Below are 19,614 nucleotides of genomic sequence, written 5' to 3' on the forward strand. Positions count from 1 at the left end.
CATTAGGAGCATGTTGTTGAGTTTCTTGACTGCTGCGCTCAGCAGCCTGTGTGGACTCAAGCAGGGTGGCGAACAGGTGTTCGACCCGCCAGGGTGAAGCGTAACGGAGAAAAACGAGGTTTAATGGACTTGTCTTGTTGGAAATCCGTCTGATTTTTGAAAAGTTATCTTCTATTAGGAGAGTAAGTTTTCAAAAACTGAACTTGTAAGTCCTAAATTGGAATGCTAAAGATCTGAAACGCCTCATGAATAGACCAAGAAGACGTTCAAGGAAGCTTCGTATCTTACTCAGTCGGGTTGGCGATCGCATCAGCAAAAAAAATATTCTTGCTTTATCCATTTTCCTGCTGTGTTTGCTGGGTTGCTGGTGGCTCTTTACATCGCTAGAAATCAATATATTCACCCCAGAAGGGTTGGCTCAAGCTGCCCGAGAAATGGGGGTTTCAGCAATTCTGATTTATATCCTCTCTATTATTATTGCTATTGTTATTAGCCCTATTCCTGGAACACCTTTGACTATTGCAGCTGGGGCAATTTGGGGTCCGGTTCCTGCTGCTATCTATGCAACAATTGGTAGCTTTGTGGGAGGGCTAATTGCTTACTTTATTGGTAGAACGTTAGGGCGATCGGCAGTTAAAGTCTTAACAGGTAAAATTATCTATTTCTCTAAACATCGAGGAGAGGTTTATCTAGGGCTAATCATGTTCTTTGCCCGTCTTTTTCCAGTGCTTCCATTTGACTTCATGAGTTATGGAGCAGGTTTAGCTAAACTCTCTTTGCCAATCTATGCCAGTGCCAGCTTGTTAGGGGCATTTCCCTGCAACTTCTTTTTGACGCACTTAGGGGCAGCTTTCACACTAAACAAAACAATGTTAGGAATTATGGCTAGTTTGTTCCTAATCTTGTTTGTGGGACTGCCTTGGGGAATCCAGCGATATAACTGGCTGGGTATGAAGGACATCATTCGTGTAGAGTAATCCGTTCCTGATGGGTCAGTTTGGTTGTGCCGGTTTGGTATAAAGCGCCTGTAATTCTCAATTCAGATTGAATAGTGGGGAAAATGTCAAACTGAAAGAGGGACCATACAGGCTGCAAGCTTAGAGAAAGCCGCCATTATGATTGAGCTCCTTGCCGCGCTCTCAGCATCTGCAGCAGTGGGAATGAGAATTGCCCTACCTCTTTTGATGATTGGGCTACTTTATAGCGATAATCTCTGGGCAGATGTACCTGTCTTGTCCCACATTCCCCCACGGATTGTGCTGGGAGTGTTGGTAAGTTGGTCTTCGGTTGAGCTACTAATTTCTAAAGAACGTCTGGGACAGCGTTTTTTGCAAATCGTGCAGTTGCTGTTTAGCCCTTTTGTAGGGGCGATCGCCGGAATTACGGTTGCCCGTTCTGCTGAGGTACCTGAAGCGATGGCAATGTTGCTCGGTCTGGTGGGTGGACTATTTGCTTTTGTGCTGCAATTGGTGCAGGTGGGCTGGTTTTACCGCTTGCGAGGACTCCCGACCTGGGTAATTTTTTTGCAAGACTTTTTGTGTATTGCGCTGGTGCTGCTTGCGTTTGACGCACCCGAACAAGGTGGGCTGATTGCGCTGCTGTTGCTCTGGTTAGCAATTCGTAGTTCGGGCGTGTGGCAAAGCTGGTATCAGCAGCAAGCGAGTGCTCTAAACCGCAAAAATCCTCGGTGGAACAAACGAGATCCCGATTAGCTAAAGCAGCTTTATAGCTATAGCCATACAGGTTAGGACAAGAAGAAGGGCACAGGGCTTCGCCCTGTGCCCTTCTTCTTGTCCTAAGAATTGAGAAAGGTATACCCGATAGGAAGGTATACCTGATTTGATCAGTGTTTTATTCAAGCAGGAATGGGAAAACGCTGCGAATGGCTCTGCGGACGCGTAGCAATATAATCGTGTTCTCAACTCGGGGCGAAAGTTGGGGACGAGTATCGGGGCCTGCCTCAAGCTGTGCCTGTAGCTCAGCATACTCAGCTGCCGTAAGGGGAGTGCCATCAACGGGCGATCGCGCCTCTGTAATAATCTCCGTTCGCAACACCTCTTCAGGCACATCTTCCGCAGGTGGCAGTGCCAGGGCTGGTGCAACGCTGACACTACTCAGAAGTAACAAAATCATGCCAAGAGAACTGCGCTGAATCTGAAGCATGAGAGTATTCCAAACCCGTTTTTTAGGATCGCAGATCTATTAAAGCCCAAATAAAGCCCAGATTATGCAAAGCGGAAGCGCAGCTTAGCCGCACTTCCACTAATGAATCAAACTGAGTTTTGTAAGAGCGATCGCCTAACTAACAGGAACAGCAGCTGCAACATACTTCTGCATCACTTCCCGGTACTGGCTCTTTTGCTTCATTCCTTTAAGCTGCTCAACTAGAGCTTTGTCCTTAAAGAATTGAACGGTTGGAGTACCAGTCACTCCGGCTGACTCGGCAATATCTGGGTCTGCTTCGATGTCGATCTCTACATAGTGAATCTGACCGTCGAATTCATCCACGACTTTGCTCAGGATGGGCTTGAGTGTATGGCAAGGTCCGCAAGTGGGGGAAGCATACTTGACTACGATTAGGCGATCGCTGTCATGGTATAGCTTACGCAGGGCATACCCCCCTTCATGACGAGTTCTATTAACGTCAAACTCTGCTGCCTGCTCATCTTCAGTTTTTTTGTGAGCCGCTTCAGCCGCAGGTTTTTCGGATGCTTCGGTCTGATGAAACTCCTGCACTAAGCCGTTTACAGAGAGCCAGCGCTCAGCTAGCATTGCCGCCATACAGCCCGTACCTGCTGCTGTAATGGCCTGACGGAATTCATGATCCTGCACATCACCAGCCGCGTAAACTCCCTCTATGCTGGTTTCTACTGAGCCAGGTTTGGTCACAACGTAACCTATGTCATCCAGTTCTAGTTGTCCTTTAAATAAGGATGTATTTGGAGTGTGACCGATCGCGTAGAACAAACCTCTAACGTGAAGTTCGTCTTCCTCTCCGGTTTGGGCATTTCTGATTCTGACCCCCTTCATGTGGTCTTCTTCACCAAACACGTCGAGCGTCTCGGTATTCCAGTGAACGGTGATTTTGGGATTACTTAAAACACGGTCTTGCATGGCTTTGCTAGCTCGCATCTTTTCGCCTCGCACCAGCAAGTGCACATGAGAACCGTATTTTGTCAGGTAAACTGCTTCTTCTGCAGCTGAGTCACCGCCACCGACAACTGCTAACTCGGCACTGCGGAAAATCGGCGTTGCGCCATCACAAATCGCACAGGCGGAAATTCCTCGGCTCCAAAACTGGTTTTCGTAAGGCAAGCCTAACCGCCTTGCGGTTGCTCCAGTAGCGATCACAATGCTGTGTGCTCTAACTTCTCGCTCTTCAGAGCGAATCACAAACGGACGCTGACTAAAATCAACTGAAGTAACGTCCTCTGTTACTAACTCCGCGCCCCAGCGCACGGCTTGCGCCTTCATTTGATCCATCAGTTGGGGCCCGGTGATGCCACTAGGGAAACCAGGGAAGTTCTCAACTTCAGTAGTGGTCATGAGCTGTCCGCCCGGTAGCCCACCTGCCTGGAATCCTTCAAATACAAACGGCTTTAGATTTGCTCTCGCAGCATAAATGGCAGCCGTGTATCCAGCCGGACCAGAACCGATAATGACTAAGTTTTCTACCGCTGGGTTTGTCATAGATCTAGATAAACTCATAACGACTACGCTTAGTATAGTCTAACTTCTTAACAAAAGTCTAATGACATTGCAGATAGGTCTATTTGTCTGTTCTGTCCGTTTTGCCCATAAGGATAATTAGGGCGATCGCATCAGAAAATTCTCTAGATTTTTAGTGTAGTTTGCGCCGGTAGACGGGACTTGGGCCAATATAATGAAAAGGCAGTGCAACAAAAGTCAACGTCGTAAGGTGCGGCATGATGCGTGGCTGCTTAACGATTTTTAATCGGGAGATTGCTTGTCTATGGCAATGATTGAAACCAAAACCGAACCCATGGTGCTAAACATGGGTCCGCATCACCCTTCTATGCACGGGGTGTTGCGCCTAATTGTCACCCTGGACGGTGAAGACGTAATCGATTGCGAACCCGTCATTGGCTATCTGCATCGGGGCATGGAAAAGATTGCCGAAAACCGCACCAATACGATGTATGTCCCTTACGTCAGCCGATGGGACTACGCTGAGGGCATGTTTAACGAGGCAATTACCGTTAATGCTCCCGAAAAACTAGCAGACATTCCAGTTCCCAGACGCGCTAGCTACATTCGCGTAATCATGCTGGAACTGAACCGGATCGCCAACCACTTGCTGTGGCTTGGCCCGTTCATGGCAGACGTGGGTGCCCAAACGCCTTTCTTCTACATTTTCCGGGAACGGGAAATGATCTATGACCTGTGGGAAGCTGTATCGGGTTATCGCATGGTCAACAACAACTATTTCCGCATTGGTGGGGTCGCGGCTGACTTGCCCTATGGTTGGGTAGACAAGTGTGAAGACTTTTGTGATTACTTCCTACCCAAAGTTGATGAATATGAGCGTCTAATTACTGACAACCCGATTTTCCGGCGGCGGGTTGAAGGCGTAGGCACGATTGGTCGTGAAGATGCGATCAATTGGGGGCTTTCTGGCCCGATGCTAAGAGCGTCTGGAGTGAAGTGGGATTTACGTAAGGTTGACCACTACGAGTGCTACGACGATTTTGACTGGGAAGTACAGTGGGAAACGGCAGGCGACTGCTTTGCCCGCTATCTCGTCCGTATTCGCGAAATGCGTGAGTCGGTCAAGATTGTTCGTCAGGCACTCAAAGGGTTACCGGGTGGCCCATTTGAGAACCTGGAAGCGAAGCGTGTAGCGGAAGGACCTAAGTCTGAATGGGCTAAGAATCCTGACTACCAGTTCATTGGTAAGAAGATTGCTCCTACCTTCAAGATTCCTAAAGGCGAACACTATGTTCGTGTGGAAAGCGGCAAGGGCGAGCTAGGAATCTACATCATCGGAGACGATAGTGTGTTTCCCTGGCGCTGGAAGATTCGGGCGGCAGATTTCAACAATCTGCAAGTTCTTCCCTACCTGCTGCGTGGCGTGAAGGTGGCTGACATTGTGGCAATTCTAGGTAGCATCGACGTGATTATGGGATCGGTCGATCGCTAGTACAGCTTTCAATTTGTTATTGGTAGAGGAGGCAAGCTTTGTTTGTCTCCTCTTTTCCGTCTTTGCACCAAAACTACTGCTCTGGGTTTTCATAGGGAATCTGCTTGGTAAAGAGACACTATCTTTGTGTATCCCTCTTCCATCACTTTCCCAGTACAAAAATTCTATAAGCGTCTCGTTTCCAAGCTTTGCCCGGAAGTGCCACTTCGGAGGCTCTGCCTCCATTTACAATGAAGCGGAGGCAGAGCCTCCAGAAACTGCATTCCTAGCTAGAAGCCAGGAACGAGACGGATTGAGAGAATTTTCTTCTCCAAAAGTGATGAAAGAGGGGTATAGCGCTACTCCATAGAGGGTTCGGTATTATTTACTCGATATTCCCCATTTTTCCAGGCGGCCAATATCGACTGGTAATTTTTCCGAGTAGATGGTCTTGAGGGACAAATCCCCAAAATTGACTGTCGTAGGAGTTGTTGCGGTTGTCTCCCAGGACGGCATAGGAATTGGCAGGAATTGTAACTGGACCCCAGATGTAAGCAGGTGGCTCGGCAATATAGTCTTCCTGAATTGGCTGGCTATTGATGTAAACGCTGCCCTCTCTCACTTCGATGGTTTCTCCAGGTAAACCAACGGCTCGTGCAATGAAGGGGACATCTGGATCAGCGGCACCTTCGGCAATCATAGTATCGGTAGGACGAAACAGGATGACGTCTCCCCGTTGAGGTTGCTCTGTTTCGTAAATGGATAGATCGGCGAAGATGCGATCGCCCACAGCAAGTGTCGGAGCCATTGACTCTGACGGAATATAGAAGCTTTTAACCTTGCTTGCACAAGCAGGAAGTAACCCCAGGCTCAGCGACAGACTTACCCAAGCAATCAGTCGATTCTTATTGAAGCGCGACAGCATAATTTGATTTTCAGCAACGTAGCTCCACGACGTTAACTCGGTGAAGCAGGTGAGTCAAAGGGCTGGGGTAATTTATCAACCTGGAAGTATTGGTAAAACTTTTCGGTCACCTGTAGCCAGTAGGATCGCCCGTCAGCCTGTCTTCGTTTGCGAACGAAGCCTAGTCCCACCAGTTCTGGAACGTGCTGATAAACTCCAGAGCCGCGCAGTTCGACCAGTTCGGTTTGGCTGATCGGTCCTTTTAGGGCGATCGCCGCCAGTGTCCGCAAAGCTCCTACTCCTAAGTCCAGCGGAATCAGGCTTTGCACTAGATCGTGAAATGAATCACGTAGCTGTAGACAGTAGCCTTCTGAGGTTTCTACGACTTCCAGGGCGCTGTCTCGATGAGCATAGTCGGTGATTAGCTCGATCAGGGCTTCTTCGATCTCTTTGCGATCGCACCCTGCATATTCAACAAGTTTGGCGATCGGCAGGGGCTGAGCTTTGAGATAGAGAATCGCTTCGATTTTGCTGGCGAGACGAGGCATGAGGGAAAAGTTTTGAATTTTGAATTCTTACTACCCTACACGCTCGTGCAGCTTCGTTAACAGGTTTAATCTAGATTCCGTCCGGTTAGTTCAACGAAGATGTCTTCTAAGTTAGAGGGGCGGATCATCATGCCGGTTTTGTCGGGCTGCTGTTCGAGGTAGGTGTTGGCTTGATCCATGTCAGGAAAAAATTTGTATTCCCAGCGATCACCAATCTGCTTCATCAGTAGTCCTTCACCGTGTTTTTGGCGCAGTTCTGGTAAGGTGCCGACTTCAATCAGTTTGCCGCTGTCCATGATGCCGATGCGATCGCACAAATACTCAACTTCTTCCATGTAATGGGTGGTTAGCAGGATGGTCATGCCCTGTTGGTTGAGTCCTTTGATGATCTCCCAGAGGCGACGGCGGGTTTGGGGGTCGAGTCCGACGGTGGGTTCGTCTAGGAATAGGATTTGCGGTTGGTGTAGTAAGGCTCTGGCGATCTGAAGTCGTCGTTTCATGCCGCCGGATAGGGTTTTGACCAGGTCGTTGCTGCGATCGATTAACTCGACGTATTCTAGCCAGCGGTTGATTTCGTGTTGCCGTCGAGCGTTGGGAATGTGGTGCATTCGGGCATGGAATTCCATGTTTTCCCAAACGGTTAGGTCACCATCAACGCTGGTTTGCTGAAGGACTACGCCAATCTGTTTTTTTACGCCGAAGGGATGTCGTACTACGTCACATCCGGCAACGACGATCTCTCCCTGGGTGGGTTGGGTGAGGGTGGTGAGCATTCGAATCGTTGTGGATTTGCCTGCTCCGTTGGGGCCGAGTAGTCCAAATATTTCGCCTGATGGGATGGTTAGGGTGAGGTCGTTGACAACGGAGGTGTTGTTGTAAACTTTGTGAACGCTCTGAAGACAAACCGCAGCGATCATAGGGGTTGAATGTAAAGCAATGCTAATTTCGGGCTATTTCAAACTTACATCAGCTTGATTGATATCGTTTGAATCTTATCTTGAATGTGTTTTTGGATTCTGTGTCTCAATTGAGATCTCTTTCAGGGGCTTTGCCCCCGAACCCCCACTGGGGGACGAAGCGCGTCCCCCAGACCCCCTCCGCAAGGAATTGTGGGTGAGTGGCATGGAGCGCTTCGCATCGGTAGGTGGCGAGGGTTCCCCGCTCACACTTTTGGATTGTTGCTGGGTGTGGCTACGATCTATGGTCATTCACCCCACTGTAGGGGCGTTTTGCGAAACGCCCTTACGAGATTTATGCACCAAACCAACAACGCCCATCTTTGTTTAATGAGGTAGGTTGGCGATTTCTACGGGTTCTACGGGGTCGGCTAGCTCGAAGCCGAAGACTCTGGAGTAGAAGTAGAGTTCGGTGTCGAGCGATCGCTTGATATTTTCGGCTTTTCTGAAACCATGTTGTTCACCCTCGAAGAGGACGTAGGCGACGGGGATGCCTTTGGCTTTGAGGGCTTCGACCATCATTTCTGCTTGATTAGGAGGCACGATTTTGTCTTCGTCGCCCTGGAAGAAGATGACGGGGCAGGACAGTTGGTCGGTGTGGTGGATGGGCGATCGCTCTCGATATAGGTCTTGGCGTTCGGGGTAAGGTCCGATCAATCCGTCGAGGTAGCGGGATTCAAATTTGTGGGTGTCTTCTGCTAGAGCTGCGGCATCGCTGACACCGTAGTAGCTGGCTCCGGCTTTAAAGGTATCGCGAAAGGCAAGGACGGCAAGGGTGGTGTAGCCTCCGGCGCTGCCGCCGTCGATGGTGAGGCGATCGCCATCAACTTCTCCTCGTTCGACTAGATATTTTGCGCCGTTGACGCAATCATCGACATCGACGATGCCCCAGTTACCTTTGAGCCGTTCTCGGTAGTCGCGTCCGTAGCCTGTGCTGCCACCATAGTTGACATCGAGAATGGCAATGCCGCGGCTTGTCCAGTACTGAATGCCAAGGTTGAAGGTGGCGGAGGTGGCAGCGGTAGGACCGCCGTGAATTTTGACGAGCAGGGGCGGACGTTCATCGGTGGGAGCCTGGTAGTCTCGATTTTTGGGTGCGTAGTAAAAGGCGTGGGCCGTCAGTCCGTTTTCGGTGGGAAACTCGACGGTTTCGGGAGTGGAGAGGTAGCCTGGATCAATTTTTGTTTCGCTGGAGCGACGCAGTACTTCGGTTTGACCTGTTTTTAGGTCAAGGCGGGCAATTACGCCGGGGGTGGTTGGGGAGCCTGCGCCAAAGACGGCATGTCCGGGGGCAACTCGAATGCCGCCGATGCTGGCGAAGGGGGTTTCGATTTCGCTTAGTTCTAAGGATTGGGGGTTGAGGCGGGCGAGGTGCTGAATGCCGTCTTCGGTGTAGGTGCAAATCAGGCTGTCGCTGTTAAAGCCGTAGGTGAACATTCCAAAGACCCACTGGGGTAAGCCAAATTCGGCGGCTTTTTGGCACAGCGGCTCGACTTGTCCGTTTTGCCAGCGATACAGGTTCCACCAGTTGGTGCGATCGCTGACAAAATAAAGCACTCCATCGGGTGACCATTCGGGTTGAAAAACGGATTCGGTGAGTCCGCCTGCAATCAGGTGGCGATCGCCCAATTCTCCATTCTCTTTCACCTCAGCCACCCATAGCTCGGTGCCATCCCAGGGCATGTTGGGATGGTTCCAGGTCAACCAGGAAAGTTGTGTTCCGTCTGGGCTAAGGCGGGGTGACGAATAGAAGTCGTTGCCCGAAACCAGCACTTCTCCTGCTGTTGGTGAGTCAGCGGATAAACTCACTGCCACAACAGTATTAACCGCTTCTCGCTCTGAGGCAGTGTGGTCTTCTCGAAGGCAGATCAGGCGGTTTCGCTGGCGATCGATGACTGCATCGGCATAGCGCAAGTTGGCTTCTGGGGTAAGCGGTTGCGGTTCACTGCCTACGGACTGGCGATAGAGCCGCTGGTCGGCAAAGTTGGAGAAATACACTGTTTTGTCTGCCACAGTGTATGACCCACCACCATATTCATGCACGCGAGTCCGAACATTAAACCCGGTTGGGGTAATGTCTGTTGTGGTGCCATCAGGAGTGCGACGCACAACAACCGATCGCCCCCCCTCTAATGGGCGACCTTCGCTCCAGTAAATGTCGTCACCATCTAGCCTGATTTCACCTAGTCGGATGGTTCCTTGCACAATCAGGTCTGAGGTGATAGGCGATTTCCAGGAGCCATAGGGGGCAAGTGAGTCAGTCATGGGTAGCTATGAAATAAGAAGGTCTCTAGCTTGAGCATAAATGCTTCTCGCTCATCTGATCCAGATAGGAGAGGCGATCGCTTTAGCTAGAGTGATCGCCCTCCCACCCAAACTTCAGCTAGCCCACTAAAAGTCAACCAAAACTATAGCGACATGATGTCAAAAGTTTCTGTAACCATGTCAGAAGTTTCTGTGTTGATGTCAGAAACTTCTGAGACCAAGTCAAAAACTTTTGTAGTGATGTCAGAAAGTTCTGAAGTCATGTCGGAAGTTTCTGTAGTGACAACACAAACTTCTGTAGCCACGACAGAAACTTCTGCAGTGACGACACAAACTTCCGTGGTGACAACAGAAACTTTTGCAGTGACAACAAAAGATGCTGGACTCTGGTGAGCAGTGCTGAGAATGCTCTGCCTCGTTTTGCTCGTGTTTGTTTGCTGTGGGGAGGTGGGGAGCGATCGCCTTCAGTACACTGGTACAAAAAAGCTCGTAACAATCAGTAAAAATCCCGAAAAACCTAGACAGTTCCTTTGAGCAGAGGCTAACATGCGAAAAATTTCAATTAATCTAATTCTCAAATCTGCCAATTAGATTGAAGTTTTTAACCTAATTACGATATTTTCTAACTAAACAGAGACAATATTGCTAATTGGCATTACGGGTGTATTAGGCTGGAAAAAATCACTCTAATAATATTGTTAGGCTAGATAATTACGCGCATACTTCAAAGATTGTTCAGGAGAATCGCTCGAGTTTTTTGGAAAAACATAAAAACGATTATTAAGATCAATTTAATCTAAAACGATTATTCCCACCTTTGTCAGATCATAATTACAAAAAACCACGAGCAAGAGAACATGAAAATCGAAGCAAATGATAAAGAAGTTCGAGATATTTTTTCGTTGGGCTACTTTAAAATACCAAGATTTCAAAGACCATATTCCTGGACAGAAGAGGAAATCAAAAACTTCTGGGAAGACGTTGTAATTGGAGAATATGAACATTACTTCATTGGCTCAATGGTTGTTTATCAAACGGAGAAACCATACTATGGAATTGTAGATGGGCAGCAAAGACTGACAACTATTACACTAATACTTGCTGCCATACGAAATGCTTTTGTTGAATATGACGAAAGAAATTTGGCGCTTGGAATTCACAATTACATTGAAAAAGCAAACATAGATAATATCAACGAGTTTGTTCTGAATGCAGAAAGCTCATTCCCATATTTTCAAAACTACATTCAAAGCTTTAAAAGTGAAAAAATTAATTGTATTGTAGGAAACGAAGAGTTGAATTTAAAGATCGCATTTGAGATCATCAATAAAAATCTTTATTCTATTATTCCAAGAAATGATAGAGAATCTATTCAAGCTGATTTACTAAGTGAACGGAAGCTTGGGATCATAGAAAAGTTAAAAGAGATTAGAAATAAAATCCTTTCACTAAAACTTGTCTTTATTCAATTGGATAATGAAGATGATGCATATTTGATTTTTGAAACCTTAAACACTCGTGGCAAGGAGTTAACTACTTCTGACCTAGTTAAAAATCTCTTGCTGAAAAAGTTAAAGTCAAACAACGCATCCTTGGATCACTCAAAAGTTATATGGAATACAATTCTGGAAAGATTTGATAATTATGGTGTAGAAGATATTATGGAGGTTTTTCTTTATCACTATTGGCTTTCAAAGTATGGAGATGTTACTCAGCAGAAACTGTTTGGCGAAGTGAAAGGTTATGTTAGTTCTGCAAGTAAAGCGCATTCTCTACTATATGACCTTCAGGAGAATTCGGATTACTATACGTCCATTGTAAGCCCAGAAAATTATCCATGGACTAAAGAAGAGAGCGAAATAAAAGAATGTTTGCAAGCATTCCAGCTTTTCAATGTCAAACAGCAAACTCCGATGCTTCTATCGCTTGTTAGGGCTTATAGGGATAAGAAGCTCTCTTTGAGAGTGTTGCGTCAGATTCTATCAAAAATTGAATCTTTTCACTTCATATTTAATGCAATAACATCTCAACGTTCATCTGGTTCTATTGCTTCTTTGTATTCTAAACATGCTCAAGAATTGTCTAATGCTGACAACGCTGATAAGATCCAGTCTATCAACACATCATTAACCAGAAAGCTTAAGTCAAAGTTGCCCAGTTTCGACGAGTTTGAAGTGGGCTTCTCTAGCCTGATTTTCACCAAAAATAAAACTCGGCATAAGAAAATAATTCAATACATTTTGAGCCGCTTTATGGGCAAAAATATCAATGGTTTACCTATTGACTATAAATTTGTAAGTATTGAGCATCTGCTTCCGCAGTCTAGAGGCGATGAGGAGATTGTAGGTAGCATAGGGAATTTGATTTTAGTAGACAAGGAAACTAATAATGTAGATCTAAGGGATTTTGATTTCTTGCAAAAAATTAGCATATTGCAAAGTAAAAAATATCCCATTGATGCTGATTTGCTTAAAAGCCAATGGACTGAAAAGGAAATCAAGGAGCGAACAAAGTCCATGTCCTTGAAGGCATATTGTGAACTTTGGAATATTACGTAATACAGCGAATTCTCAGCTGTTTGATGCTGCCGCCTAACACTACATGGCAACGAACATTCAAAAGTTATTTGTAGCTACACAAAAATGGTAAGGCCCCACTCATCCACTTTTGATGAGATAGACAAAATCTCATCAATGTTGAGTTGCGTGCTGTGTCTTAACACAACTAACAAAACCATCTCTTTACCAGGTTCAATTGTCGATCTTGTAGGATACGTTGGCAGCACTGTAACGCATCACCTAGTTAGCTGTAGGATACGTTCCCAAATGCAACTACTTCACCGATAAATTTCAGGAACGCACCATACTTATCAATTCTGGCAACAAACCATGGTCTAACAACATGCCCATGCACAGCGATTGGCAAGAAGTTATCTGTTGGAATTCAAAGATTATCTGTAGCGGACAATGGGCAACATTAGACCACAAGCTTATCTGAAGGAAACAATTTGAAGATTATCGTTAAGACATCAGTCGAAAAGTAATTAGTCAAATTAGGAATTCATTTAGCTTTGGATGTAGAAATGTTTGTACATCTACCCTAGTAGCACTATGCCCCCATTTAATGTTACTCTCTTGCTCTTTGGTGCTTTGCTAGTACTTTTGGGACTTGTCGGTAAGCTTGACGTTAAAGATATCCGATTTGGTACTGACCACCCTCGAACAAGAGTAGCTTCAGGTGTTCTTGGAGTGTTTTTTGTCGTACTTGCACTTCTGGATAACTCTGGTATCCTGAAGCCCATCTCTCAAGACAATACTATAGATACTCAAACTGCAACTACTCAACTGGAGCCTTCATCTAGACAAAACACCGAACCCATATTTTTGGTAGTTACATCCACCCAGTTTTTTGCGGAAGCCAAGTCCGATGCTGATGAGCTAATAGAAAAAGGTTATGAGGTAACTGTTTATAAAAGTAAAAATGACTTCTTTGCCGTAACAATAGAGTCACTTTCAAAGCCCGATGCTGAGGCAATGCTAGAACGTCTTAAACAGTTAGGTCTTATTCGTGAAGACTCACATCTTAGCGATGGTTCAAGGTGGACTGAAAAGATCTACCCTTAGTTTGATCGCCGATCTTACAAAACGGTTAGCGTAACGCATCACCTAGTTAAATCAATACCCTTACCCATCTGACGGCTTTATATTGGGCTACGGGTCATCCATGCAAGTTAGGCAAACTGATCAACAAACCCTAATCGCATGATTCAATCACCAGTCACCGCAGAAGCAAGATTGAAACTTGGCATTTCTTAAAGTCCGTGAAAATAGGCGAAGGTTTTGAGGGATGCGTTACGCTGCGCTAACACTCATGTAAGAGGGGCGATCAAACTCCCCTTTGCAGTGAAGCTATAATTTCTTCGAGGGCAAAGAACAACTGAATCATGTCAAACCTTGAGCAAATTGAAGCAGCAATTCTTTCATTGTCATCAAATGAGTTTGAGAAGTTAAGGCTGTGGTTCCTTGACTTAGACTACGAATGTTGGGATGAATAGATAGAGCAAGACATTGAAAACGGTAAATTAAAGGCGTTTGCTCAGGAGGCGATCGCTGAGTTTGAAGCTGGGCACTATCGTGAGATTTAATGCACTACACAACCCGACGGTTCTGGCAATGCTGCGCTGCCCTACCTGAAAATGTTCAACGAACAGCAGATGAGTGCTATGAGTTGCTCAAAGTTGATCCAGCCGTCCTTCCTTACATTTCAAGAAGTTGGACAAGAAGTATTGGTCAGTTCGTGCAGGGTTAAGTTATCGAGCTTTGGGGGTTGAAGTCGAAAATAGAATCTCCTGGTTCTGGATTGGAACTCACGCAGAGTATAACAAGTTGATCGGCAAGCTGTAGTGCGATCGCCATCTTGTAGGGTGCGTCATGACGCACCTTTAATTATGTATAGCCACAACTAGATCAATCATTAAACATTCAAACATTATGAATTGGTGCGTTTACTTAGCAGCAACGCACCCTAATTTTGTTAAGGAAAAACAGCTAAATTGATATCACAATAGTTAAGAGACAAAATAATTATGGAATTCAATCCAAGCAACAATGTTATCAAACTCTGTCTTCAAGGTATGGGCATGGAAGAAAAAGGCAAACCTGAAGAAGCAAGTAAGCTATTTCTTCAAGCCTGGAACGAAGCGACAAACGACCTTGAAAGATTTATTTCAGCTCATTATGTAGCCCGACATCAAAAAAATGTTTCCGATAAATTAAAATGGCTCGAAACGGCTTTGAAGTTTGCATTAAAAGTAAATAACGACACTGTTAAGAGTGCTTTTCCTTCTCTATATTCAAACATTGCTAAATGCTATGAGGACTTAAGCAAACCTGACAAGGCAAAAAAGAATTATCAATTAGCAACTTCGTTTAAGGATAAACCCTCTGACAAAGGACCTTTTTATCATGGGACGAAAGCAGATTTGCAGGTTGGCGATTTGCTGACAGCAGGGGGCAGTTCCAATTACAAACCTGAACTCAAAATGAATCACATTTATTTCACAGCCCTTGTTAATGGGGCAGGACTAGCTGCTGCATTAGCAAAAGGCGATGGAAGTGAACGTGTTTATATCGTTGAACCGACAGGGGGTTTTGAAAATGATCCGAATGTTACAGACAAAAAATTTCCGGGCAATCCGACACGCTCATACCGCTCGCAAGCACCATTAAAAATCGTTGGCGAAGCAACTGATTGGGTAAGACAAACACCTGAGGAACTCCAAAAATGGCGTGAAAAGTTGGCCAATAACAAAGGAGAAATTATTAATTAACTTCTGAGATGCCCATACCCTGCTCATAAAACAACGAACCGCCAATCCTATAAGATGTATCAGCGTAGCGCCTCACTTAGTTAAATCAATACCCCTCCTCATCTAACGACTTCATTTTGGTTCAACCCCGAACTGTCAAACGCGAGGCATTTAAAACATAGAGACGGATTTGTCATTCTTGAGGATGTGACGATTGGTGTTTGTGATACTTGTGGCAATCGATATTATTCAGCCGCGATTCTTCATGCAGTTCATGCCGTTGTAACTGGCGCAAAAGCACCTGAGAGAACCGAACAAATTCCGGTTTCTCATTTAGAATCAGCGTAGCCAAAGCAGTGCGATCGCCAACCTTTTGGGATACGTTAATCCAATCGATTGGAGAATGGAAGAACGGATACCGTCATTGTGAAGTTTGGGAGCGGTAAGGTGAAGGGGTTGAGTCATGCGTTACGCTGCGCTAACGCATCCTGCGAGGTTGGCGATCGCACTACAATTCAGGATTAATCTAAAATCCTTATTGTTAAGGCACAGCAGAGTAGACCCGGCAATTAGTAAAAAATAATTTGGTAGTTTTTCAGGAGCAGCTTAACAATGACTAAATTGCTTGAGCAAGTGATTGCCCAACTCAAAGCTTTACCGGATGACGAACAGGATGCGATCGCCGCTCGCTTCCTTGCTGAGATGGAGGATGAGCAGAGATGGAAGGCTCAGTTTGAATCTACGACAGATGGTCAGTGGGATCGAATGGCTGAGATGGTACAACAGGAAATTGCTTCTGGTGATATTACACCTCTGGCTGAAGTTTTTTCCTCTCAGCCTGAGTCATGAAGTCAAGTGTAACAAAGGCGTTTCGCAAGAAACTTAATGGACTTCCTGCATCAGTTCAGGAGCAAGCTGCTAAAGCTTATGAACTCTGGTGTTCAGATCCTCACCATAATAGTCTTCAGTTTAAACGAGTTAGTCAGCGCCAGCCAATCTACTCCGCTCGTGTCAGCTTAGATTATCGAGTTCTTGGCTTATTGGAAGATGATCACATTTACTGGTTTTGGATTGGTGCACATGCAGAGTATGATGAGTTGCTCCAACGGTTGTAGTGCTAGTGCGATCGCACTGATTCAACCAACCACAGTTGAGCATAAGCAGGTGTGGTTGTTAGCATATTCTTAGCAACTAGCTCAACAGGTGTATGAAAATCAAAGCGATTATTCATCCAGCAGAAGAAGGCGGTTATTGGGCAGAAGTTCCCGCACTTCCCGGTTGTGTGACTGAAGGTGACACAATGGACGAGGTGATAGCAAATTTGAAAGATGCTATTGAAGGCTGGCTCGATGTTGCCAACAGTCGTAATGCAATCGAGTCAACCGATCAGGTTGTTGAAATTGCTGTATGAAGTCCATTTCTGGCAAGTGGTTGTGCAAGATTGTGGAGCAAAAAGGCTGGGTTTTGCGGAAAATTACTGGCAGTCATCACATTTACGAAAACCCTGAAATAGAGCAAATTTTGTCAATCCCCGTTCACCGCAATCAAGATTTGAAAATTGGAACCTTGAGAGCTTTGATGAAAATAGCTCAGCTATCAGAAGAAGATTTAATTTGAGCGTAAATTGTTGAGGTACTGTAAGCGATCGCATAGAACTAATAAGTGCGATCGCCCCTCTTCATCCTTCAAACAATCCGCAGCCTCCTACCTTGACGAGATACCGCTTACTCCAGTATGCTGTCACGCTAAGGTTGTTATTTTTACTCACGGCAACCGCATTACACTCAAAGACCTAGCGCCGCTCAAAGCTGTTGCGACCAGCAATGAGCGACTGACCCCCAAACTGTACTAGGCAGTCTGGCGGCTAATGGTGAATTTTAACACTCCCTTAGCCACCCCGACTTGTCATGTCAAAGAAAGCGTTGCCTATCCTTTAGAACATGAAAGTGACCCTCAACTCACTTTTTGTTCTCTCACTCACTGCAACGTGTGAACTGGTGCGGGGTGGCTAGGTTTTTGGGTTTCCTCAAAAAACCCTAAGGAGTCACAACTCATGTCTCACTGTTTTCTAGATCCCAACGCTCCCACCGTTGAGAGAGAAACTTTTGCACCTCAAAACCCTGAGCGCGAACGATTACGAATTCTAGTTATCGGCTCTCGTGATGGCGTAACCGAAACCATCTATGACCTACATCGACGCGGCTTTGCCGAAGTGGGACTGTGGAGTCCATTGTTACCTGCTCCCGGCTCTGGTGAGGTAATGAGTATCTTGACCCGCGATCGCCGACTAGGAGAGTAAGAAAAAGGGATAATGAGAGGGGCGATCGCCCCTCTCGCCTCACCAAGCTTTAGTGCGATCGCATTACTGTAGGGTGCGTTCTCAAATACGACGACTACTCCACCAATAAATTCCCAAGAACGCACCTTGTTTATGAATTTTTGCAGCAAATCATGGTTCAGGAACACTCGTGCATGGGCGATCGCCGAGAAGTTAGTAGACACTGATAAAATTAAAGAAGGGAAAAGTAGGTGGATTCTAATGGCTAAGAATACTGTGAAAGTAGATATTTCATTTGAATCACTGCTGCAAGCAATTTCATCACTTGAAATTGCTGAAAAGCATCAGCTCTGGGAACTTTTAGAAGCTGAGTTATTCCCTGATGATGAGGATTCTTCAGAAGATATCGCTGAAATTCAAGCTGCTCGAGCTGACTACAAATCTGGTGACTACACTACATTTGACCAATACGTAGCACAGCGAGCAAATCAATCGGCATGACTTACACCATAGTCGCGCCTAAGGCTGTGCAAAAACAGCTAGATGCTTTGCCTAACGACATTTACGAGCGCATTGCTATTAAGATTCCAACAACTTGCTGAAAACCCACGTCCTGATGGAGTGGTCAAAATGAAAGGTGCTAACGATCAGTACCGTATTCGTATTGGTGATTATCGCGTTCGTTATGAAATTGACGATAAAGAGTTAATTGTTCTCTTATTACAATGCAAACATCGGAGAGATGTTTACAGGGTCGCCAAGAAGTTATCTGTTGAAATTCAAAGATTATCTATGATGGCAGGTGATGGGCAACCTTATTTACTCTAGCTGTCTTAAAGGTTATAAATATGGATTCAAATTTTTGGCTTCAGAAATGGCAAGACAACAACATTGGTTTCCACAAAAGTGAAGCTAACCCAGCACTGGTAAAACACTTTGGAGAGCTTTCCTTACCAAACAGTAGCCGTGTATTTGTGCCTTTATGCGGCAAAACTCTAGACATTGCTTGGTTGCTCTCCAAAGGCGATCGCGTAGCTGGCGCTGAATTGGTCGAACTAGCCATCGAGCAACTGTTTGAAGAACTCAAAGTGAGTCCAAAAATATCAAGAGTCGGAGAAGTAAGTCTGTATAGCGCTAAAGACATCGACATCTTTGTGGGCGATATCTTTGATGTATCTGGCAAAACCTTAGGCCCAGTAGATGCAATCTATGACAGAGCAGCTTTGATTGCTTTACCGGAAGAAGTGCGCAAGCGATATACCGCACACTTAATGGAGATTACGGATAAAGCGCCACAGTTATTAGTGACTTGCGAGTACGACCAAAGCCTAATGGAAGGACCTCCCTTTTCAATCAGCCAAGAAGAAGTAAACAAACACTACAGTGACAACTACAGTTTGTCTCTTATCTCAAGTACTGATGTTGTTGGTGGATTGAAAGGAAAATATGATGTGAAAGAGAGCGTCTGGCTGTTGCAGAATTAACTATGAGTATACTCATGTAGGTGAAAGCTAAATTGACGCACATTCCACCCAATGCAGTCCTCATCATCATTGATGTGCAAAAGGCGATCGATCATCCTAGCTGGGGAAGACGTAACAACGAGCAAGCTGAGGCAAATATTGCACAGTTGCTAATGGCTTGGCGTGAAACTCAGCGCCCAGTGGTTCATGTTCGTCACCTTTCAACCGAACCAGACTCAACTTATTGTCCAGAACAGGAAGGATGTGACTTCAAAGACGCTGTGCTTCCCAATGCAGGTGAAAAAATTGTTAGCAAACAGGTGAATTGCGCTTTTATTGGCACTGATTTAGAGCATTGGTTAAGAAACAGTGGCTATCAAACCTTAGTTGTGACAGGTGTGATCACAAACAACTCTGTTGAGACAACAGTTGAGTAGCAGGCAATCTTGGCTTTGATACATACGTTGTTTCAGATGCCACAGCGACGTTTGACAAGATGGATCTAGAGCAGAAGTTGCACCTAGCCGAGCAGGTTCATGCCCTTTCCTTAGCTAACATGCATCAAGAATATGCAACAGTAATTGATACACCAACCCTGCTACAAAGCCTATAGCTTTCGCATCTCTAACCTCCACACAGCAGGCAAATAAGAGCCGCCAGTGGTGAATTTAAGGTTATCTACTGCTGCTAAGTTGAAACTGTTATCCCAATTTGATTTGAGTCGCATAGAGTAAATTCTGCAAACAACTGTA

At 45.7% G+C, this 19,614-nt stretch carries 23 protein-coding genes and 4 pseudogenes; 19 read left to right on the top strand and 8 right to left on the bottom strand.

From position 1 onward, the window contains the following. Nucleotides 1-245 precede the first annotated feature (245 nt). Together H6G00_RS29950 and H6G00_RS29955 are read left to right on the top strand one after the other, a co-directional pair. Nucleotides 246-977: a VTT domain-containing protein gene (locus H6G00_RS29950; protein ID WP_190799497.1), complete on the top strand. Its 732-nt coding sequence runs from the start codon at nt 246-248 to the stop codon at nt 975-977. A 138-nt stretch (nt 978-1,115) separates the two neighbouring features. Then, the gene (locus H6G00_RS29955) at nt 1,116-1,712 is read left to right on the top strand and encodes a DUF4126 domain-containing protein (RefSeq protein ID WP_190799498.1); all 597 of its coding nucleotides are present in this window, start codon (nt 1,116-1,118) and stop codon (nt 1,710-1,712) included. Between the two features lie 139 nt (nt 1,713-1,851). Here H6G00_RS29955 and H6G00_RS29960 read toward each other — a convergent pair whose 3' ends face one another. Both H6G00_RS29960 and trxB read right to left on the bottom strand, forming a co-directional pair. Further along, nucleotides 1,852-2,163, bottom strand: coding sequence for a hypothetical protein (locus tag H6G00_RS29960; RefSeq protein WP_242042574.1), 312 nt, complete (start codon nt 2,161-2,163; stop codon nt 1,852-1,854). Between the two features lie 135 nt (nt 2,164-2,298). Beyond that, complete coding sequence (gene trxB, locus H6G00_RS29965; RefSeq protein ID WP_190799547.1) at nt 2,299-3,690, bottom strand: thioredoxin-disulfide reductase; 1,392 nt, start codon at nt 3,688-3,690, stop codon at nt 2,299-2,301. Nucleotides 3,691-3,973: 283 nt separating this feature from the next. On the opposite strand from trxB, the gene H6G00_RS29970 reads away from it, so the two are divergent. Continuing rightward, complete coding sequence (locus H6G00_RS29970; RefSeq protein ID WP_190643098.1) at nt 3,974-5,161, top strand: NAD(P)H-quinone oxidoreductase subunit H; 1,188 nt, start codon at nt 3,974-3,976, stop codon at nt 5,159-5,161. A gap of 364 nt (nt 5,162-5,525) precedes the next feature. Here the strand turns inward: H6G00_RS29970 and lepB are convergent, their stop codons facing one another. From lepB to H6G00_RS29995, 5 genes are all read right to left on the bottom strand, one after another. Then, the gene (gene lepB / locus H6G00_RS29975) at nt 5,526-6,065 is read right to left on the bottom strand and encodes a signal peptidase I (protein WP_277882003.1); all 540 of its coding nucleotides are present in this window, start codon (nt 6,063-6,065) and stop codon (nt 5,526-5,528) included. A 32-nt stretch (nt 6,066-6,097) separates the two neighbouring features. After that, a complete protein-coding gene (scpB, locus tag H6G00_RS29980) occupies nt 6,098-6,592 on the bottom strand; it encodes an SMC-Scp complex subunit ScpB (RefSeq protein ID WP_190643100.1) in 495 nt (164 codons plus the stop codon). A 65-nt stretch (nt 6,593-6,657) separates the two neighbouring features. After that, complete coding sequence (locus H6G00_RS29985; protein ID WP_190799500.1) at nt 6,658-7,509, bottom strand: ABC transporter ATP-binding protein; 852 nt, start codon at nt 7,507-7,509, stop codon at nt 6,658-6,660. 366 nt (nt 7,510-7,875) lie between these two features. Beyond that, the gene (locus H6G00_RS29990; RefSeq protein WP_190799501.1) at nt 7,876-9,813 is read right to left on the bottom strand and encodes a S9 family peptidase; all 1,938 of its coding nucleotides are present in this window, start codon (nt 9,811-9,813) and stop codon (nt 7,876-7,878) included. Between the two features lie 143 nt (nt 9,814-9,956). Then, nucleotides 9,957-10,118, bottom strand: coding sequence for a hypothetical protein (locus H6G00_RS29995; protein ID WP_190799502.1), 162 nt, complete (start codon nt 10,116-10,118; stop codon nt 9,957-9,959). A gap of 552 nt (nt 10,119-10,670) precedes the next feature. Here H6G00_RS29995 and H6G00_RS30000 point away from each other — a divergent pair. The 6 genes and pseudogenes from H6G00_RS30000 (at nt 10,671) to H6G00_RS36885 (ending at nt 15,469) form a co-directional block, all read left to right on the top strand. Further along, a complete protein-coding gene (locus H6G00_RS30000; RefSeq protein ID WP_190799503.1) occupies nt 10,671-12,371 on the top strand; it encodes a DUF262 domain-containing protein in 1,701 nt (566 codons plus the stop codon). A 552-nt stretch (nt 12,372-12,923) separates the two neighbouring features. After that, nucleotides 12,924-13,436, top strand: coding sequence for a hypothetical protein (locus H6G00_RS30005; RefSeq protein WP_190799504.1), 513 nt, complete (start codon nt 12,924-12,926; stop codon nt 13,434-13,436). Nucleotides 13,437-13,756: 320 nt separating this feature from the next. Continuing rightward, nucleotides 13,757-13,957: pseudogene (locus H6G00_RS36875) on the top strand (hypothetical protein). Then, nucleotides 13,957-14,216: pseudogene (locus H6G00_RS36880) on the top strand (hypothetical protein). The pseudogenes H6G00_RS36875 and H6G00_RS36880 overlap by 1 nt, the downstream one beginning before the upstream one ends. 182 nt (nt 14,217-14,398) lie before the next feature. Beyond that, on the top strand, nt 14,399-15,142 hold the full coding sequence (gene arr / locus H6G00_RS30010) for an NAD(+)--rifampin ADP-ribosyltransferase (RefSeq protein WP_190799505.1): 744 nt from the start codon (nt 14,399-14,401) through the stop codon (nt 15,140-15,142). A 186-nt stretch (nt 15,143-15,328) separates the two neighbouring features. Beyond that, a complete protein-coding gene (locus H6G00_RS36885; protein ID WP_199318791.1) occupies nt 15,329-15,469 on the top strand; it encodes a hypothetical protein in 141 nt (46 codons plus the stop codon). Here H6G00_RS36885 and H6G00_RS36350 read toward each other — a convergent pair. Continuing rightward, the gene (locus tag H6G00_RS36350; protein ID WP_277882004.1) at nt 15,461-15,586 is read right to left on the bottom strand and encodes a hypothetical protein; all 126 of its coding nucleotides are present in this window, start codon (nt 15,584-15,586) and stop codon (nt 15,461-15,463) included. The two genes, H6G00_RS36885 and H6G00_RS36350, sit on opposite strands and share 9 nt — an antisense overlap. Nucleotides 15,587-15,733: 147 nt before the next feature. On the opposite strand from H6G00_RS36350, the gene H6G00_RS30020 reads away from it, so the two are divergent. The 10 genes and pseudogenes from H6G00_RS30020 (at nt 15,734) to H6G00_RS30065 (ending at nt 19,475) form a co-directional block, all read left to right on the top strand. After that, complete coding sequence (locus H6G00_RS30020; protein ID WP_190799506.1) at nt 15,734-15,970, top strand: hypothetical protein; 237 nt, start codon at nt 15,734-15,736, stop codon at nt 15,968-15,970. Then, complete coding sequence (locus H6G00_RS30025; protein ID WP_190799507.1) at nt 15,967-16,236, top strand: hypothetical protein; 270 nt, start codon at nt 15,967-15,969, stop codon at nt 16,234-16,236. Before H6G00_RS30020 ends, H6G00_RS30025 begins: the two co-directional genes overlap by 4 nt. Nucleotides 16,237-16,328: 92 nt before the next feature. Continuing rightward, complete coding sequence (locus H6G00_RS30030; RefSeq protein WP_190799508.1) at nt 16,329-16,532, top strand: type II toxin-antitoxin system HicB family antitoxin; 204 nt, start codon at nt 16,329-16,331, stop codon at nt 16,530-16,532. Next, nucleotides 16,529-16,738: a type II toxin-antitoxin system HicA family toxin gene (locus tag H6G00_RS30035; protein ID WP_190799509.1), complete on the top strand. Its 210-nt coding sequence runs from the start codon at nt 16,529-16,531 to the stop codon at nt 16,736-16,738. Before H6G00_RS30030 ends, H6G00_RS30035 begins: the two co-directional genes overlap by 4 nt. A 10-nt stretch (nt 16,739-16,748) precedes the next feature. After that, a complete protein-coding gene (locus H6G00_RS30040) occupies nt 16,749-16,973 on the top strand; it encodes a hypothetical protein (protein WP_190799510.1) in 225 nt (74 codons plus the stop codon). Nucleotides 16,974-17,174: 201 nt separating this feature from the next. Continuing rightward, complete coding sequence (locus H6G00_RS30045; RefSeq protein ID WP_190799511.1) at nt 17,175-17,420, top strand: hypothetical protein; 246 nt, start codon at nt 17,175-17,177, stop codon at nt 17,418-17,420. Between the two features lie 240 nt (nt 17,421-17,660). Then, nucleotides 17,661-17,900, top strand: a complete 240-nt coding sequence (locus H6G00_RS30050) for a hypothetical protein (RefSeq protein ID WP_190799512.1) — start codon at nt 17,661-17,663, stop codon at nt 17,898-17,900. After that, nucleotides 17,897-18,152, top strand: a pseudogene (locus tag H6G00_RS30055) (type II toxin-antitoxin system RelE/ParE family toxin); the annotation flags it as partial. The gene H6G00_RS30050 and the pseudogene H6G00_RS30055, both read left to right, overlap by 4 nt. A gap of 95 nt (nt 18,153-18,247) precedes the next feature. Next, the gene (tmpT, locus tag H6G00_RS30060; protein WP_190799513.1) at nt 18,248-18,883 is read left to right on the top strand and encodes a thiopurine S-methyltransferase; all 636 of its coding nucleotides are present in this window, start codon (nt 18,248-18,250) and stop codon (nt 18,881-18,883) included. A gap of 32 nt (nt 18,884-18,915) precedes the next feature. Next, nucleotides 18,916-19,475, top strand: a pseudogene (locus tag H6G00_RS30065) (cysteine hydrolase family protein). Nucleotides 19,476-19,614 lie beyond the last annotated feature (139 nt).

It is taken from the genome of Leptolyngbya sp. FACHB-541, assembly GCF_014695875.1.
Taxonomy (GTDB): domain Bacteria; phylum Cyanobacteriota; class Cyanobacteriia; order Elainellales; family Elainellaceae; genus JAAUTN01.